The following is a 16266-nucleotide window of genomic DNA, read 5'->3' as shown; positions in this document are numbered from 1 at the left end:
TTTAGCAAGTTTTCAATACAGAATCTATTGCGTATCTTTATACAAATGCCTTAATTTAATCAGGATGAAAACTTACTTCATACTTTTCTTCACTCTAATTTTTGCTATCCCTGGTATAGCACAGGCCAATTTTGAAACCAAAGAAATATCAATTCTTCCTAATAGTAATTTAAGCATTACCGGAACTACAAATATCACAGATTTTGAATGTGCTTTTAATACACTTTGCTTTAAAAATGACAGTTTTAAAGTGCATTATTCAGAAAACGACAATATTCTCTACTTTAAAAATAGCGTTCTACCTTTAGAGAACATCAATTTTGATTGTGGAAATAGAAAAATAAACAAAGATTTTCATGACCTGCTAAAGACTGAAAAACATCCGAAAATTTTATTAAAGCTGAAAGAAATAGACATGAGCCGTGGGAAAGATGCCATGGTTACATTAACTTTCAATATAGCAGGAATAGATAGGGATTATGAATTTCCGGTTGAGATTACCCGGGATAAACAACTTTGTTTTGACGGGAAATTGCAGTTAAATATAGAAGATTTTAATTTGGAAGCCCCCAGTAAAATTTTTGGCTTAATTGTAATACACGAAGAAATTGAAATCAATTTTAACCTGAATATTCAAATCTAAATTCGTGAAGAATCTTAAGATATTGTCAGCTCAGCAAGCGGTTGCCATGGTAGAGTCTGGCAATCGTATATTTTTTCAGGGTGCTGCAATGACCCCTGTAACGCTAATTGATGCCTTGTGCGAACGTTATAAGGAGTTAACAGAAGTAGAAATTTTTCATATTCATACTGAAGGAAAGGCGAAATACACTGAAGCTCCGTATTCACAGGCTTTTAATATTAACAGCTGTTTTGTTGCCGGAAATGTTAGAAATGCTGTTAATTCTAATAAAGGTGCCTACATTCCTATTTTCTTAAGTGAAATTCATAATCTCTTCAGAAGAAATCTACTTCCGCTGGATGTTGCATTTATACAGGTTTCCCCACCCGATAAACATGGTTATTGCTCACTTGGCGCTTCTCTAGACATTACGCTTCCGGCCATTCAAACAGCAAAAAAAGTTATTGCCCAAATTAACCCAAAAGTTCCAAGAACGCACGGCGACGGCATTATTCACTGTAGCAAAATTGATGCTGCCATTGAAGTTAATAAACCCATTCTTGCCAAAAGCATTACAGAGCCTACCGAAATTGAAAGGCAAATTGGTAAACACGTAGCTGAATTAATTGAAGATGGTGCTACCCTACAAATGGGGATAGGAGGTATTCCCAATGTGGTTTTAAGTAATCTCCAAAATCATAAAAACCTGGGTATACATACTGAAATGTTTTCTGACGGAATTTTACCTCTTGTTAAATCGGGTGTAATCACAGGTGCCAATAAAGAAATAAAGACCGGAAAACTGGTGACTTGCTTTGCGTTGGGATCGCCTAATTTATATGATTTTATAGATGATAATCCCATAGTTCATTTTAAAGAAGCAGCGTATACCAACGATACTGCTATTATTAGGCGAAACCCAAAAATGACCGCCATTAATTCGGCTATAGAGATAGATTTAACCGGGCAGGTTTGTGCCGATACCATTGGTAAATATCAATATTCTGGAGTTGGTGGGCAAATGGATTTTATAAGAGGTGCTGCTCTTTCTGAAGGTGGAAAACCTATTATTGCGATGCCCTCAACTACCAAAAATGGAATCTCTAAAATAGTACCTGTGCTAAAAGAGGGTGCCGGTGTAACCACCACAAGAGCTCATGTGCATTATATAGCAACCGAATATGGCGTTGTTAACCTCTATGGAAAAAACCTAAAGCAAAGGGCTAAAGAGCTAATCTCTATAGCGCATCCCGATCATAGGGAGCAACTAGAAAGGGAGTCGTTTACTCAATTTAACTAAAGCATTTTTTTAATGAATTTAAAGCCTGAAAGAATCTATATTCTTTCAGGCTTTTTTTTGGCTTATGATTTCACTCATAAGCCGGGTTTTGCTCATGCCGTAAATTTGATCTCAAATCAAAAAATTATGAAACTTTACAATAATTTACTGAGAGATTTTAAAGAATTGAGCTTAGCCCATTATGCCTTGGGGATTATTGCCTCCAGTTGCCTGGGATCTGTAGCTGCTATGTTAATTTTAATGAAGGGACATACGCTTTTTGATATGTTTCAACTATTTATTGTTGTAAGTGTTTGTATGGGCTATAACGCTTTGGTTTTAGCTCAATTTAAACCAAAAATCATATTCAATTCCTTATTAATAAGTCTGGCAACATCTGCTATCTTTATCATTATTAATATTTTTTAAAAGCTTTTTATGCCAGCCGATATCAAAACCCGGGAAGATGTTTATTCACTTGTTTGCAATTTCTATAAAAAAGTAAGAAAAGACCCTGAGATTGGTCACTTCTTTAATGAAGTTATACGAGATTGGGATGCACATATTGAAAAATTAACCGATTTCTGGGAAAGCAACCTTTTTTTTAAGGCTCTGTACAAGGGAAATCCGCAAAAAGTCCATGTAAAGGTAGATAAGGAAAACAATCAGGAAATTGCTTCTTATCACTTTGGAATATGGTTAAACCTGTGGTTTGAAACTATAGACCAATTATTTAGTGGAGAACTGGCAAACCGGGCTAAAAATAATGCCCGAAAAATGTCTTCACATTTATATTTAAAGATATTTCAGGCAAGGGAAAAATAATATTAACTAACTATTAAAGCTTGTTAGAGGTAAATTTAAAATGATTTACAACTGAAGGAGTCTTTAGAATTAAACAGATTAAAGCTATTAAAAATACCTGAACAAGTTCACGAAATACTATTTATTGGCACCGCCAAAGAGTGTAATACCTTTTGGTTTGACTCGAGTTTAAAAACTTGTTTCCAACAAATGATTAGTGGGTTCGCCCCCGAGGTAGTTGGCTTAAGTTTATCACAATAAAAAAAAGCCCTAATAATATTAAATTTTAGGGCTTCTTTACTCTATAGTCAACATTTTATAATTTAAAAATAGGCTTACAATTAAATTTTTATCTAATTCTGCGTTGGTCAGGTGTCAGGCGTTAATTTGCTATAATTTCCTTTATAAAAAATCTACAACTCCTGAATCTAAATTATAATAAGCTGGTACTATTTTAACTTTTCCGCTTTCAACAGCATCTGTAATAATAGTAGAACGTGTTTTTAGTTCCTCAGCAGTTAGTTTTGCATTCTTTTTCACTACTTCATTAACCGCAGCATCTTTGCTCGATGCAGCAATGGCAGGAGCTATATGAGACACTAAATGGTTTAAATTATAACCATTATCGCCTCCATTCATAGCAGCAGTAACAGCGCCACAGCTTTCGTGCCCCATTACCACAATAATCTCGGTCCCTAAGTTGGCCACTGCATATTCTATGCTGGCAATAGAGGAGCTATTGGCAATATTACCGGCAACACGCACAGTAAACAATTCTCCAAGTCCAGTATCGAAAGTTAGCTCAGGTACTACGCGGCTGTCTGCACAGCTTAAAACTATGGCATAAGGCGATTGTCCAGAAGTCAAATCTTCTCTTCGTGCTTTATCCTGTAGTTTTCCTTCTTTCTTATCTTCGGTAAAACGTTTATTACCTACTTTTAATCTATCTAATACTTCGTCTTTAGTCATAAAGTTTTCTTTAATTTTCTGTTTTCCTTTTAAATAAAAAGTTTAAAACAGCTCTAAATTTTCGGTATAAACATAGGGTTTTCTTCTAAAATTAGCAAAAGCACAATTATCTAAAAGCTATATTTTAATAAGCTAGTGAGAAACTTTAACCAAACTTTAAAAGTCTACTCATGAAGTATAAGCACGGGAAGGTTTTGTTTTCTTGTTTCTACCGTAGAAAGCCTATTTAAAAGCTTCTCTGTTATATGGAGTTGACGGGCAAAAAATAAGATTAAATTGGCTTTTGAAGTGGCTTCGGGCCAAAAACTTTCCAGAAAATCTGATTCATGTTTTAAAATTTGCTGGTTTATTTTGTAGTCAATCAAATTAAAATCATCTATCTCTATACCAGAATCTTTTAAATCAAAGCCCCATACGTTTAGTGCAGCATCTTTTACCACCGGCAGTTTTTGAAGTAATTGCAAAGCTTCGATATTCACCGGGAAGCGTAAGTCTAATGGAAGGTATAGTTTTTCCCATTCTTTAAAATCGCAATTAGGGACTACCAAAACCGGGCATTTCACTTTTTTGGCCACACTACAGGTATTACCGCCAAGCCCTTGAAAATTAGACGTATTTTTCCCTGAGGCCCCCATAACAATAAGGTCTATGTGATTTTCTATAACAGCCTTACGGGTTGCATAAATAAGGTTGTCTGAAAAAGGAAGTGTCGAAAAACGATGCTTTTTAGATTCAGGTTGCTCTTTAAGTTTATCTACTAATGCTAAAAGTGATTCCTCTACCTGTGTACCCTCCCCATTAGATGCATGAAGCACGTAAAAATGGGAGTTCCCAGAACTTAAGTTCAGGGCATAATTGGCAGCATGAAATGCCTGAGTAGAAAAATCTGTAAGTATTAAAACGTTCATGAGCTTGAAATTCAGCACTAAATTTTTGCCAAAAATAGCGTGAAAGATCAATCCCAAATATGATTGCCGTCAGGTCTTTATGAAATTAACTAATATGCTCCAGTTTTTCAGCGTCCAGTAGTTTTACATTTCTTCCTTCAATTTCTATAAGTCCTTCTTTTTTAAAATCGGAAAGTGTTCTTATTAAAGTTTCTGAAGCAATACCCGCTACCCCCGCCAGATCGGCCCGGGAAATTCTAATACTATGCAACGGGTTTTTCTTTATTTTATGTGCAAATAATAAAATGGTGCGTGCTGTTTTTCTTCTTACCGAAGCATAAGCAACTTCCATTAATTGTTCTTTTACCCCCATTAGATGATCTCCCATTTCCTGTAGCAATTCTATGCTAATAGTACTGTTGTTTTTTAATATATCGCGTAAATCATCTTTAGAAACCACATATAGCAAACTATCTTCCATCGCTGTAGCATATTCTCCATAAGCCGAATTCTTATTAAAGCTTAGGTTTCCAAAGAAATCATCTTCTTTATATAATTCGGTAATCATTTCTTTTCCACGACTATCAAACTTATGAGCTTTTACCACTCCGCGGCCCACCATATAAAAATGAAGTGAAGATTTTCCTTCTTCATAAATATTTTCTCCGGCTTTGAAATGTACCTGCTCCCTGGTTTTCATCATGCTTCTAAATGCCGATAAATTTTGGATAGCTTCCTTCTCATTAGTATTCTTCTGTGCTTTTATAATTGCTATTTTAGCCAACCGGCTCTCAATAGCGCTTACCAGGTCTTCCTCTTCAAAAGGTTTGGTGAGGTAATCGTCTGCGCCAAGGTCCATCCCTTTCCTTACATCTTTATGCTCTGTTTTTGCCGAAAGAAAAATAAAGGGAATGCCTTTCGTCTCCGGATCTTCAGACAGTTTGTTGAGTACTCCGTAGCCATCAAGTTCTGGCATCATAATATCGCAAACAATAATATCGGGGATCTCTTTTTTAGCCTTTTCTACCCCTTTTTTTCCATCGGGGGCAGTTACTACTTCATAATTTGACAACTCCAATAATTCTGCAGTGTTCTCTCTTACAGTTACATCATCTTCAATTAAAAGTATTTTTTTCATTTTAAGCTATTTTCAATTAACACCCAGACGATATTTATCTGTTTTGGTTGGGTAGTATTACGGTAAATTTAGAACCTTTATTTTCTTCACTTTCAAAAAATATGGTTCCCCCCATATTTTCAACATGTACTTTAACGATATTAAGCCCAATACCCGTACCCTGATTCAATAAGGCATTTTCGGCTCTAAAATAACGCTCAAAAATATGTTTTTGATCTTTTTGGGGAATTCCCATGCCTTCATCTTCTACCTCAAAAATAATTTTCTTATCCTTTGAATAGATCCTAAAATAGATAGTAGAATCCTCTGGTGAGTATTTTATAGAATTTCCAATTAAATTTGATAAGATAAGCTCTAATATTTTTTCATCCTGATACAGGGTTATATCCTCCATATCAATGTTATAATCTATTTCCTGCCCATACTTGAGCGTAACATTGGCATTGTAAATTACCTCATTTACTAATTTGTTGAGACTAAAGGCTGTGTATTTATAATTTACATTTCCTGATTCCAGGCGTTCCAGTGAAAGAAAATCATTAAGAATATTATTTAGATAATGCACCTTGTTTTTTATTGTGGTAAGGTGCTTGGTTCGTTTTGCCTGTTGCTCGGTTTGGGTATATTTTTCAGCCAAAAGAGCAGACGTAAGTATTCCGCTAAGCGGAGTCTTAAATTCATGCGAAACCAGGGAGAGAAACTTTGTTTTCAACTCGTTGAGTTCTTTTTCCTGTTTTAAAGCTAGTTTAATACGCTTTTCTGCCTCTTTTCTTTTGGCGATTTCTTTTTCAAGGTTATCAACTGTGTTGCTAAGCTCCTGGGTTCTAATTTTTATCTTGCCTTCCAGTTCAGTGTTTAATTCTCTAATCTGACGCTGATTCTCTTTTCTAATTGTAATATCTACTATTAAAGACATTACAAAACATTCTCCATCAACTTTAAACGGATTTAATCCTGCTTCTACCGGAAATTGTTCTCCACTTTTTTTCACTCCGAACAATTCCCTGCCATGGCCCATTCTTCGCTTTTCGCTATGTTCCATGAAACTATCAAAATGTTCGTAGTGATTAGCCTTATACTTTTCTGGAATAAGAATGTTGAGGTGCGCTCCTAAAAGTTCATTTTTACTGTAGCCAAACATTTCTAAGGCCGCTGTATTTACCGTGACTATTATTTGCTTTGCATTTACAACCACAACACCTTCAGAGGCCGCTTCAAATAAGGTATTAAATACTTGCTCGTTTTCTTTGAAAAATTCTAGAGGCACATTTTATTACTTTAGATTTAAGGAAACTAAATTACAAAGTGTTGAACAAATTATTAAGAAAACGAGGCTTTAATTTCAAAGAAAAGCAAGCAAAAAAATCAGTGGCAATGGGTTCTAACTATAAATTATTCCTTCAAATAACCTGATTTTTTATACAACTGGTGATTTTTACCCTTAAACACAATTAAAGTTTATAGTTTAAGCTGGTTTTGTGGTTCTTTTTGCTTATTCTTTAACAGATGGATACGTGCTTTAATATAGCAGATTTGTGTAGTAAACTTTCTAAAAGCAAATTATCACGGGGTGAGCCTCTCGAGGTATTCGTTGGAAACAAATTTTAATTTCGAGGCAGGCCCCGGGGTATTATACCCTGTGGTGGTGCTAATAAAAAGGCCTCTTGTTTTCCAGGTGGGGCAATAAGAAAACCGGATAAGAAGATCCTGCGGTTCAGGAGTTCTCAATTAAAATAGGGTATAGTATTAAAGTTAAAATGATTAGCGGCTTTATAATGCATTTTAGAATTATGCATACCTATTATAGTAAAAGCAGGATACCTCGAATACTTGCTACCCAGCTAAATAATTATTAGTTTGTAGTGAGCAAAAAATTAATTCAAATACAATTCCACCAGACCTTCCGGGGTACTTACATAAATAGCTTTATTTTCTTTGTCTATTTTGTCTATAAACTCATCGTTTATAGGAATAAGGATTTGCTTGCCATCCTTTTCTATTTCAAAGAGAGCTTGTGCTGTACTGTCGTTTACAGAGGTGACTTTTCCAATATTGCCGTGAGTGGCGTCTATTACGTCAAAGCCTATAATTTCGTGAAAGTAAAATTGATCGTCTTCCAGTTCCGGAAGCATAGTAAGTGGAAGATACGTGAGGGCGCCTACCAGGTCTTCGGCATCCTCCTCAGTTTCAATATCTTCAAATTTAACACGCAGTAAGCTACTTTTCTGCAGGTTGCTACGTTCAATAAAAAATGGAACCAGGTTCTCATTATATTCAATGAGTACTGATTCCATTTCTAGATACATTTCGGGAACATCGGTGTCTAATTTAATAAGCACCTCGCCCTTAAAGCTAAATTTACTAACGATTTTACCTAAAAAGAAACACTCGTCTTTAGTCATCGCCAGTTAAGGTTTTAGCCTTTTTTCTCTTCGGTTTTTGCTTCTTCGGCAGTCTCTTGATCAACTTCCTTATCAGCATTTGCCTCTGGTTCACCTTCTTCGGTTACTGCTGCTGCTTCAGCTTCAGCTGCCGCTTCTTTAGCCTCAGCTTCACGCTTGTCGCTAACCTCTTTTTCAGCTGCAAGAGCTTTCTTTCTAGCTTCTTGCTCTTCTTTAGTTAGGTTATCTTTTTTAGCGGCGATTTTAGCTTCTTTTTCTTCCAACCAGGCTTCGAATTTCTTCTCAGCTTCTTCTTCAGTTAAAGCGCCTTTTTTAACGCCACCAGCAAGGTGCTTTTTAAGTAAAGCTCCTTTGTAAGAAAGGATAGCACGAGCCGTATCGGTTGGTTGTGCACCATTTTCTAACCACTTTACCGCACTGTCTACATCTAACTCAATAGTTGCAGGATTGGTATTTGGATTGTAAATTCCTATTTTATCTAAAAATTTACCATCTCTTTTAGCACGCGCATCTGCGGCTACGATCCAATAAAAAGGTTTTCCTTTTTTACCGTGTCTTTGTAATCTTAATTTTACTGGCATAAAAATTAAATTGTGGGGTTCCCGACCCCGGTTATTAATAAGGCCGCAAAGATACTATATTTTTCTAACACACAAGAGGTTGGCCGAAAATAAATTTATAGTCTTGAAATTGGCATAGAACCAGAAAAATCAAGAAATACTTTTTCTATAAAAGTAACATAGTTGTTAAAAGCAGTTAATTAGTGCTAAAGCCTGTTAAACAGCTTTTTGCTGTAAGAATTGCGTTTTATCTTTAGGGTTCAATTTTACGTTAAAAAGATTGCCTATGAACTATTCTGAAAAAGTTGCCGGCGAGCTAAATACATTATTGAAAAAGAACAAGGACGCCGAAAAAGGTTATCAATATGCCGCTGAAAACGCACAAGATTCGCAACTGAAAGCATTTTTCTCTGAACGGGCCCAGGAACGTTACGATTTTGGGCACGAACTTGAAACTGAGATTCGCGATTTTGGTGAAAATCCTGAAAGGGGCAGTAGTTTGGCCGGAGACGCCCATCGTACCTGGATGAACCTTAAGAGCAGCCTATCTTCTAATAAAGATGAAGCTGCCCTGGAAGAGGCGGTTAGGGGCGAGCAGGTGGCGGCCGATGAATATGAAGAAGTTTTAAAAAACCCGGAGATACCACCAACTACAGCAAATTTATTGCTGAAGCAAAAAAACGGAATTGTTGCAGCCCTCAATAAATTAAAAGGAATAAAATTACAGGCCTGATAAGAAAAATAAAAATTATGCGAACAGATGTTTGATTGAAGTAGTAGTTTTTAGTGTTCGTATGAGCCTCACAGTATATCGTTCAACGGTTTCTGTGAGGTTTTTTTATCTCCTGGCCCAAAAACATACTAAATCTGAAGGGGTATAAATCGTTAATAAATCCTGAAAGATAAGCTTGAAGCTGCGCTAAATTATATGTAATTTTAGCCTCAAATCAATTGGTTTGAATTCCTGGGTCAATCGACTGATATTCAGATTAATTCCTAATATTTACCATACATGTACCTCATATTTGATACTGAAACTACCGGTCTTCCCAAACGTTGGGACGCCCCTTTAACCGATTCTGACAACTGGCCAAGATGTATTCAAATTGCCTGGCAGTTGCACGACGATATGGGTAGGCTTGTAGAAAGTCAGGATTACCTGGTAAAGCCCGAGGGGTTTAATATTCCCTATGATGCCGAAAAGGTGCACGGGATTTCTACCGAGCTTGCAGCCGAAGAAGGTATTTCGCTTAGCGAAATGCTAGAGAAGTTTCAGGAAGCTTTGAGTAAAACAAAGTTTGTTGTTGGTCAAAATGTGGGGTTCGATATTAATATAATGGGTGCCGAATTCCATAGGGAAACCATGGAAAATAACCTGCAGGAATTACCGGTTTTAGACACCTGTACTGAGGTGACCGCCCAAATGTGTAAAATTCCCGGCGGGCGTGGCGGTAAGTTTAAATTACCCACCCTAACCGAATTACACGAATATTTGTTTGGAGAGCCTTTTGGAGAAGCGCATAACGCCACTGCCGATGTAGAGGCTACTACCCGATGTTTTTTAGAGTTGGTGCGCCAAAGAGCCTATACCAGTGAGCAACTTGATGTTGCTGATGATTATTTTGAAAATTTTTCAGAGGCCAATCCGCAGCCTATAAAACTCATTGGCTTAAAGCATATCAATCTTAAAAAAGCTTCCGATAAAATAAGGAAAAAGCTTCAGAAACAGGAGCCTTCCGAAGAAATTACTACCGAAGAAATTGAAGAAAACCTCGAAAAACTTGATGAGGTCCTTTTTTCACATTTACATAACCATTCCCAGTTTTCCGTATTACAGTCAACCATAAGTATAAAAGATTTGGTAAGCGTTGCAGGAAAAGAGAACATGCCTGCTGTAGCCCTTACCGACCATGGGAATATGATGGGGGCTTTTCACTTTGTAAAAGAAGTAGGAGATTATAATAAAGCCGTTAAAGCAAAAAATGAAGCTGCCCTGGCCAATAACGAACCTGCAGATGCCCGGGAATTAAAAGCTATTATAGGTTGTGAATTCTTTATTTGTGAGAATCACGCCGATAAATCCAGAAAAGATAATGGTTACCAGGTGGTGATGCTGGCCAAAAATAAAAAAGGCTACCACAACCTGGCTAAAATGTCTTCTAAAGCCTATACCGACGGGTTTTATTATGTGCCCCGAATAGATAAAGAGATTGTAAAGCAATACAAAGAAGATGTTATTGTGCTTACCGGAAACCTTTACGGGGAAGTTCCCAGCAAGGTATTGAATGTAGGCGAGAAACAGGCAGAGGAAGCTTTGCTATGGTGGAAAGAAGAGTTTGGCGACGATCTCTATATCGAAATTATGCGCCACGACCAGGAAGATGAAAATCGCGTAAATACAGTGCTGGTAGATTTTGCCAAAAAGCATAACGTAAAACTGGTAGCTACTAATAACACCTATTATTGCGCAAAAGAAGATGCCAATGCCCACGATATTTTACTCTGTATAAAAGACGGTGAAAAACAGGCAACGCCAATTGGCCGCGGACGTGGTTATAGGTATGGTTTACCCAATGAGGAATACTATTTTAAGAGTGACGAAGAGATGAAAAATCTCTTTAAAGATCTGCCCCAGGCTATTAGCAATGTGCAGGAAGTTGTAGATAAAATTGAGCCTTTTGAGTTGGCACGAGATGTTCTCTTACCTGCTTTTACCATTCCTGAGGAGTTTTTAGTAGAAGAAGATAAAGTAGACGGTGGTAAACGTGGAGAGAATGCTTATTTAAAGCACATTACCTTTGTTGGTGCCAAAGAGCGTTACGGGGAAATCACACCAGATATTGAAGAACGACTAAATTTTGAGCTTTCGGTAATTGAAAATACCGGGTATCCCGGTTACTTCCTTATTGTGGAAGATTTTATTAGGGAAGCCCGAAACCTGGATGTTTCGGTAGGTCCCGGTCGTGGGTCGGCTGCGGGAAGTGCAGTGGCCTATTGTTTGGGAATTACCAATATAGATCCTATTAAGTACGATTTGCTTTTTGAGCGGTTCCTGAACCCAGATCGTGTGAGTATGCCCGATATTGATATTGACTTTGATGATGAAGGTCGAAGCAGGGTTATGGACTATGTAATTGAAAAATACGGTGCTAACCAGGTTGCACAGATTATCACCTACGGTACCATGGCCGCAAAATCTTCCATTAGGGATACCGCCAGGGTACTTGACCTTCCGTTAGGTGATGCCGACAGGATTTCTAAATTGATCCCTACCATGTCCAAGCTAGGAAAGATCTTTGGATTGGACGACAAAGACCTTAAAAAGAAATTTAGGAGCGAGGATTTAGAAAAAGTAAATGAACTTTTAAATATTGCGGAAGGAGACGACCTGGAAGCGCAAACGGTAAATCAGGCCCGAATCCTGGAAGGTTCGGTTAGGAACACCGGTATTCACGCCTGTGGGGTGATTATTACCCCGGGTGATATCACTAATTATGTACCTGTTTCGGTCGCTAAAGACTCTGATCTTTATGTAACCCAGTTTGACAACTCGGTGGTGGAAAATGCCGGACTGCTAAAAATGGATTTCCTGGGTTTAAAAACATTAACCCTAATTAAAGATACCGTTCAAATAGTAAAAGGCAGGCATAATATTGATTTGGTGCCCGATGAATTCCCGTTAGATGATGAAGAAACCTATAAGCTTTTCCAACGTGGGGAAACGGTAGGGATTTTTCAATATGAATCTCCGGGAATGCAGAAACACATGAAGGATCTTAAGCCTACGGTTTTTGATGACCTTATTGCCATGAATGCCCTGTACCGTCCGGGACCTATGGAATATATTCCGAGTTTTATTGCACGTAAGCATGGAGACGAAGAGATTTCCTACGATTTACCCGAAATGGAAGAATACCTGCAAGAAACTTACGGGATTACCGTTTACCAGGAGCAGGTGATGTTGCTCTCGCAAAAACTGGCGGGATTTAGTAAAGGTGAAGCCGATGTTTTACGTAAAGCCATGGGTAAGAAAATCTTTGCCTTACTGGAGCAACTAAAACCAAAATTTTTGGACGGTGGAGAATCTAAAGGCCACCCAAGAGAAGTCTTGGAAAAGATTTGGAAAGACTGGGAAGCATTTGCTGCCTATGCATTTAACAAATCGCACTCTACCTGTTATGCCTGGATAGCCTATCAGACAGCTTATTTAAAAGCACATTATCCGGCAGAATATATGGCTGCGGTGCTTTCAAACAATATGAATGACATTAAGCAGGTGACCTTTTTTATGGAAGAATGCAAACGCATGAAACTAGAGGTACTTGGCCCCGATGTTAACGAGTCTTTTTATAAATTTTCGGTGAATAAAGATAACGCGGTTAGGTTTGGGATGGGAGCTATTAAAGGAGTAGGCTCTGGCGCTGTGGCAACTATTGTAGAAAACAGAAAAACCGCAGCCGGACCGTACAAATCTATTTTTGATATGGCAAAACGTATAGATTTACGGGCGGCCAACAAGAAAGCTTTTGAAAACCTGGCACTCGCGGGTGGTTTTGACGGATTTGGAGATACCCATCGTGCACAATATTTTCACGACGACGGCGATGGAATTACCTTTCTTGAAAAGGCGATAAAATATGCGGCCAAATTTCAGGAGAATGAAAATTCTTCTCAGGTAAGTTTGTTTGGGGAAGCCAGTGAGGTGCAAATCCCAGAACCGGTAGTGCCGCCTTGTGAAGAATGGGGTACTATGGAGAAGCTTAGAAAAGAACGCGAAGTGGTAGGGATTTATATTTCAGGCCATCCGTTGGACGATTTCAAGTATGAGATGAATTATTTTTGTAATTCTAAGCTTGGAGAATTCCAGGATCTTGAAAAATGCGTAAATCGAGACCTTACTTTTGGAGGCGTGATAAGCGATGTGCAGCACCGTGTTTCAAAAATGGGGAAAGGTTGGGCTATGTTTACGGTAGAAGATTATACCGATACATATGAATTTAGGATGTTTGGAGAAGAATATCTCAAATTTAGGCATTTCTTGGTTCCAAATTCTTTTGTGCATATCAAGATTTTTGTGAAAGAAGGCTGGACTAATAAGGAAACAGGCAAAAAAGGAGAGCCACGTATTCAATTTAACAATATTTACTTGTTGCATGATGTGATGGACCAGTTTGCTAAAAAGCTTACTATACAGCTGGATATTGCCGATCTTCAGGAAGAAAAAATCGATTGGTTTAAAGATGTTTTTAGAACCCATAGGGGAGATCATAAATTGAATTTTGTGGTGTATGAGATGAAAGAACAGGTGAAACTGCATATGCCCAGTAAAAAGCAAAAGGTGAAAATATCGCAAGAGCTATTACATACGCTGGAAGAAGAACAGGTTATGTATAAGTTGAATTGATTTCAGTTCTCAGTTGTGAATTGTGAATTGTGAGTTGTGAGTTGTGAGTTGTGGGTGTGGCAATCTTTTGTTCTCTGTTATTTTAATTTCTTTGGGAACTTGCAGTTGTCTATATAGGTCACGTATTCAATAATAATTATTTTTACTGTAACTGCTTACTGCCAACCAGCCAACTGCTCACTGATTTTTCCGGTTAGGGATTGAAGCCGGCTACCATGTAGCGCTGAAAGCCCGACCCCGGGCTACAAGCCTGGGGTAACCGCCAAATAAATCCCTTGAATAAGTATATAACCAAATACAATATCACTTGTGTAAGGAAAGCAAAAATAATTGACTAATTTTGTGATTTAAGTATAACAGAAAAAAATAAACAATTATGGCTATTGAAATAACTGATGCGAATTTTGAAGAACAGGTGCTAAAGAGCGAAAAACCTGTTATGGTAGATTTTTGGGCTGCCTGGTGTGGACCTTGTAGAATGGTAGGCCCAATCATTGACGAGATTAGTACTGAATATGACGGGAAAGCTGTTGTAGGAAAACTAGATGTTGATGCCAACCAGGAATTTGCTGCGAAATATGGAGTAAGAAATATTCCTACCGTACTTATTTTTCAAAATGGTGAAGTAGTAGGCCGCCAGGTAGGCGTTGCGCCAAAAAACACGTATGCTGAAGCTTTAGATGAATTGCTATAAGTTTTAGCATTTATAATGATAAACCCGGTCTTGTGCCGGGTTTTTTATTGGTGCCGCCAAAGGGTGTAATACCCCGAAGCTTGCCTAAAAATTAATTTTTTTTCAGCGAATGTGTTGTGGGCTTGCCTCGAGGTAGTTTATTTGGTTTTAACTGCAGTGCTTTAACTCGGGCTTTTCTTATATTAGAGGCTTATGAATTTAAAGGAAGAAATATATAGTTCGGCTGGGGGTTTTATGCAGTTAGAGCTTTTGGCAAGACAAATTGTAGAAGGTTATATCTCGGGAATTCATAAAAGTCCGTTTCACGGATTTTCGGCTGAATTTGCTGAGCATAAGATTTACAATAATGGTGAAAGCACCAAGCATATAGACTGGAAGCTTTTTGCTAAAACCGATAAGCTTTATACAAAACGCTACGAAGAGGAAACTAATTTACGTTGCCATTTTATTTTGGATAATTCGGCTTCCATGCACTATCCCCAGGTGAATAAATTCTCTATAAATTCGCTTAATAAGATTGGGTTTTCTGTGCTATCTATTGCCAGTATTATGCAAATGCTAAAGCGCCAGCGAGACGCTATGGGCCTTAGTATTTATAGCGACGAATTTGAGTTCTATTCCCCTGAAAAAGGCAGTGACCGGCAACAATATAGGCTGCTAGATGCCTTAAACAAAAGCCTGGAGGTGAAAACCGGGCACAAAGAGACCAAAACTTATACGTTTCTTCACCAGATTGCTGAAAAATTAAAACGACGTTCCCTGGTTTTTTTATTTACCGATATGTTCCAGGCCGATACCGAAGAAGCGGCCCTTTTTGAAGCGTTAAGACACCTAAAGTATAATAGGCACGAAGTGGTGTTGTTTCATGTTATGGATAAAAAGCGTGAATTGGAATTTGATTTTGAAAATATACCGAAACGATTTACCGATGTGGAAACCGGAGCAGAAATAGATCTCTATTCGGATAATATTAAGAAAAGTTATCAAAAAGCGGTGAAAGAATATGTTGAAGACCTTAAATTGGAATGTGCCAAATATAAAATTACTTATGTAGAAGCCGACATCAATAAAAACTTCGATAAAATTTTGATGGCTTATTTTGTTGAAAGACAAAAGTTTGACTAATTCGCCGAAAAAAAACTTAAAAAAACTTTTAAAAAAGGTTTGTGTAATTATAAAACAGGTGTATATTTGCACTCGCAATAACGCAACGGTCTGGTAGTTCAGTTGGTTAGAATACCTGCCTGTCACGCAGGGGGTCGCGAGTTCGAGTCTCGTCCAGACCGCAAAATTGCAAAAGCCTCTCAGAAATGAGAGGCTTTTTTTATGGGGTAAATTGGGATCAATCAGGGATCAAGAACATTTTCTGGGTTTTTGATTTTTTAAGCAAATAATTTTTCGAGTCGAAATAAGAAGAACTCGGTATTTCTTACTCCTCTTAATTGTGCTCTAAAGGCTTTTATTTTTGCATTAAAAGATTCAGCTGAAGCATTGGTGCTTCGGTTTG

The 16266-nt window shown here is 37.6% G+C and carries 15 protein-coding genes and 1 tRNA gene; 9 read left to right on the top strand and 7 right to left on the bottom strand.

Translation table 11 applies throughout. The features are described 5' to 3' along the window. Positions 1-64 precede the first annotated feature (64 nt). The 4 genes from I6U50_RS14075 to I6U50_RS14060 are packed head-to-tail and all read left to right on the top strand — an operon-like array spanning position 65 to position 2726. Positions 65-643, top strand: a complete 579-nt coding sequence (locus tag I6U50_RS14075) for a YceI family protein (protein WP_193710209.1) — start codon at positions 65-67, stop codon at positions 641-643. A 4-nt stretch (positions 644-647) separates the two neighbouring features. Next, positions 648-1922, top strand: a complete 1275-nt coding sequence (locus tag I6U50_RS14070) for an acetyl-CoA hydrolase/transferase family protein (protein WP_198639305.1) — start codon at positions 648-650, stop codon at positions 1920-1922. Between the two features lie 12 nt (positions 1923-1934). Then, a complete protein-coding gene (locus tag I6U50_RS14065; RefSeq protein ID WP_232805950.1) occupies positions 1935-2330 on the top strand; it encodes a hypothetical protein in 396 nt (131 codons plus the stop codon). Between the two features lie 9 nt (positions 2331-2339). Continuing rightward, positions 2340-2726 (top strand): group III truncated hemoglobin, encoded by a 387-nt coding sequence (locus I6U50_RS14060; RefSeq protein WP_198639304.1) that lies wholly within the window; start codon positions 2340-2342, stop codon positions 2724-2726. Positions 2727-3107: 381 nt separating this feature from the next. On the opposite strand, the gene I6U50_RS14055 is transcribed toward I6U50_RS14060, so the two are convergent. The 6 genes from I6U50_RS14055 to I6U50_RS14030 form a co-directional block, all read right to left on the bottom strand. Then, positions 3108-3674 (bottom strand): carbonic anhydrase, encoded by a 567-nt coding sequence (locus tag I6U50_RS14055; protein WP_198639303.1) that lies wholly within the window; start codon positions 3672-3674, stop codon positions 3108-3110. Between the two features lie 164 nt (positions 3675-3838). Further along, positions 3839-4582, bottom strand: a complete 744-nt coding sequence (locus I6U50_RS14050; protein WP_193710214.1) for a universal stress protein — start codon at positions 4580-4582, stop codon at positions 3839-3841. A gap of 85 nt (positions 4583-4667) precedes the next feature. Further along, positions 4668-5699 (bottom strand): response regulator, encoded by a 1032-nt coding sequence (locus tag I6U50_RS14045; RefSeq protein WP_193710215.1) that lies wholly within the window; start codon positions 5697-5699, stop codon positions 4668-4670. 34 nt (positions 5700-5733) lie between these two features. Further along, positions 5734-6966 (bottom strand): PAS domain-containing sensor histidine kinase, encoded by a 1233-nt coding sequence (locus I6U50_RS14040; RefSeq protein WP_198639302.1) that lies wholly within the window; start codon positions 6964-6966, stop codon positions 5734-5736. 607 nt (positions 6967-7573) lie between these two features. Then, entirely contained in the window at positions 7574-8101 is a 528-nt protein-coding gene (rimM, locus tag I6U50_RS14035; RefSeq protein WP_198639301.1) for a ribosome maturation factor RimM, read from the bottom strand. 14 nt (positions 8102-8115) lie between these two features. Further along, the gene (locus tag I6U50_RS14030) at positions 8116-8682 is read right to left on the bottom strand and encodes a 30S ribosomal protein S16 (RefSeq protein ID WP_193710218.1); all 567 of its coding nucleotides are present in this window, start codon (positions 8680-8682) and stop codon (positions 8116-8118) included. A gap of 265 nt (positions 8683-8947) precedes the next feature. On the opposite strand from I6U50_RS14030, the gene I6U50_RS14025 reads away from it, so the two are divergent. The 5 genes from I6U50_RS14025 to I6U50_RS14005 all read left to right on the top strand — a co-directional run bounded on the left by I6U50_RS14025 (position 8948) and on the right by I6U50_RS14005 (position 16045). Continuing rightward, positions 8948-9394, top strand: a complete 447-nt coding sequence (locus I6U50_RS14025) for a ferritin-like domain-containing protein (protein WP_198639300.1) — start codon at positions 8948-8950, stop codon at positions 9392-9394. A gap of 279 nt (positions 9395-9673) precedes the next feature. After that, a complete protein-coding gene (gene dnaE / locus I6U50_RS14020; protein WP_198639299.1) occupies positions 9674-14065 on the top strand; it encodes a DNA polymerase III subunit alpha in 4392 nt (1463 codons plus the stop codon). Positions 14066-14441: 376 nt separating this feature from the next. Then, positions 14442-14759, top strand: coding sequence for a thioredoxin (gene trxA / locus I6U50_RS14015; protein ID WP_057482647.1), 318 nt, complete (start codon positions 14442-14444; stop codon positions 14757-14759). 192 nt (positions 14760-14951) lie between these two features. Further along, positions 14952-15884, top strand: coding sequence for a DUF58 domain-containing protein (locus I6U50_RS14010; protein ID WP_198639298.1), 933 nt, complete (start codon positions 14952-14954; stop codon positions 15882-15884). Positions 15885-15971: 87 nt separating this feature from the next. Beyond that, a tRNA-Asp gene (locus tag I6U50_RS14005) sits at positions 15972-16045 on the top strand. Between the two features lie 96 nt (positions 16046-16141). Here I6U50_RS14005 and I6U50_RS14000 read toward each other — a convergent pair. Then, positions 16142-16266, bottom strand: a 125-nt coding sequence (locus tag I6U50_RS14000) for a transposase (protein ID WP_198639297.1), incomplete at its 5' end; no start/stop codon positions are given.

The sequence above is a fragment of the Salegentibacter maritimus genome (assembly GCF_016236975.1).
GTDB lineage: Bacteria > Bacteroidota > Bacteroidia > Flavobacteriales > Flavobacteriaceae > Salegentibacter > Salegentibacter maritimus.
This window is presented reverse-complemented; position numbering and strand designations above follow the sequence as displayed.

Coding starts and splice junctions, on each gene's coding strand:
- dnaE (WP_198639299.1), top strand. CDS start 9,674: ATGTACCTCATATTTGATACTGAAACTACCGGTCTTCCCAAACGTTGG.
- I6U50_RS14060 (WP_198639304.1), top strand. CDS start 2,340: ATGCCAGCCGATATCAAAACCCGGGAAGATGTTTATTCACTTGTTTGC.
- I6U50_RS14065 (WP_232805950.1), top strand. CDS start 1,935: ATGAATTTAAAGCCTGAAAGAATCTATATTCTTTCAGGCTTTTTTTTG.
- I6U50_RS14025 (WP_198639300.1), top strand. CDS start 8,948: ATGAACTATTCTGAAAAAGTTGCCGGCGAGCTAAATACATTATTGAAA.
- I6U50_RS14045 (WP_193710215.1), bottom strand. CDS start 5,699: ATGAAAAAAATACTTTTAATTGAAGATGATGTAACTGTAAGAGAGAAC.
- I6U50_RS14010 (WP_198639298.1), top strand. CDS start 14,952: ATGAATTTAAAGGAAGAAATATATAGTTCGGCTGGGGGTTTTATGCAG.
- I6U50_RS14050 (WP_193710214.1), bottom strand. CDS start 4,582: ATGAACGTTTTAATACTTACAGATTTTTCTACTCAGGCATTTCATGCT.
- I6U50_RS14055 (WP_198639303.1), bottom strand. CDS start 3,674: ATGACTAAAGACGAAGTATTAGATAGATTAAAAGTAGGTAATAAACGT.
- rimM (WP_198639301.1), bottom strand. CDS start 8,101: ATGACTAAAGACGAGTGTTTCTTTTTAGGTAAAATCGTTAGTAAATTT.
- trxA (WP_057482647.1), top strand. CDS start 14,442: ATGGCTATTGAAATAACTGATGCGAATTTTGAAGAACAGGTGCTAAAG.
- I6U50_RS14030 (WP_193710218.1), bottom strand. CDS start 8,682: ATGCCAGTAAAATTAAGATTACAAAGACACGGTAAAAAAGGAAAACCT.
- I6U50_RS14075 (WP_193710209.1), top strand. CDS start 65: ATGAAAACTTACTTCATACTTTTCTTCACTCTAATTTTTGCTATCCCT.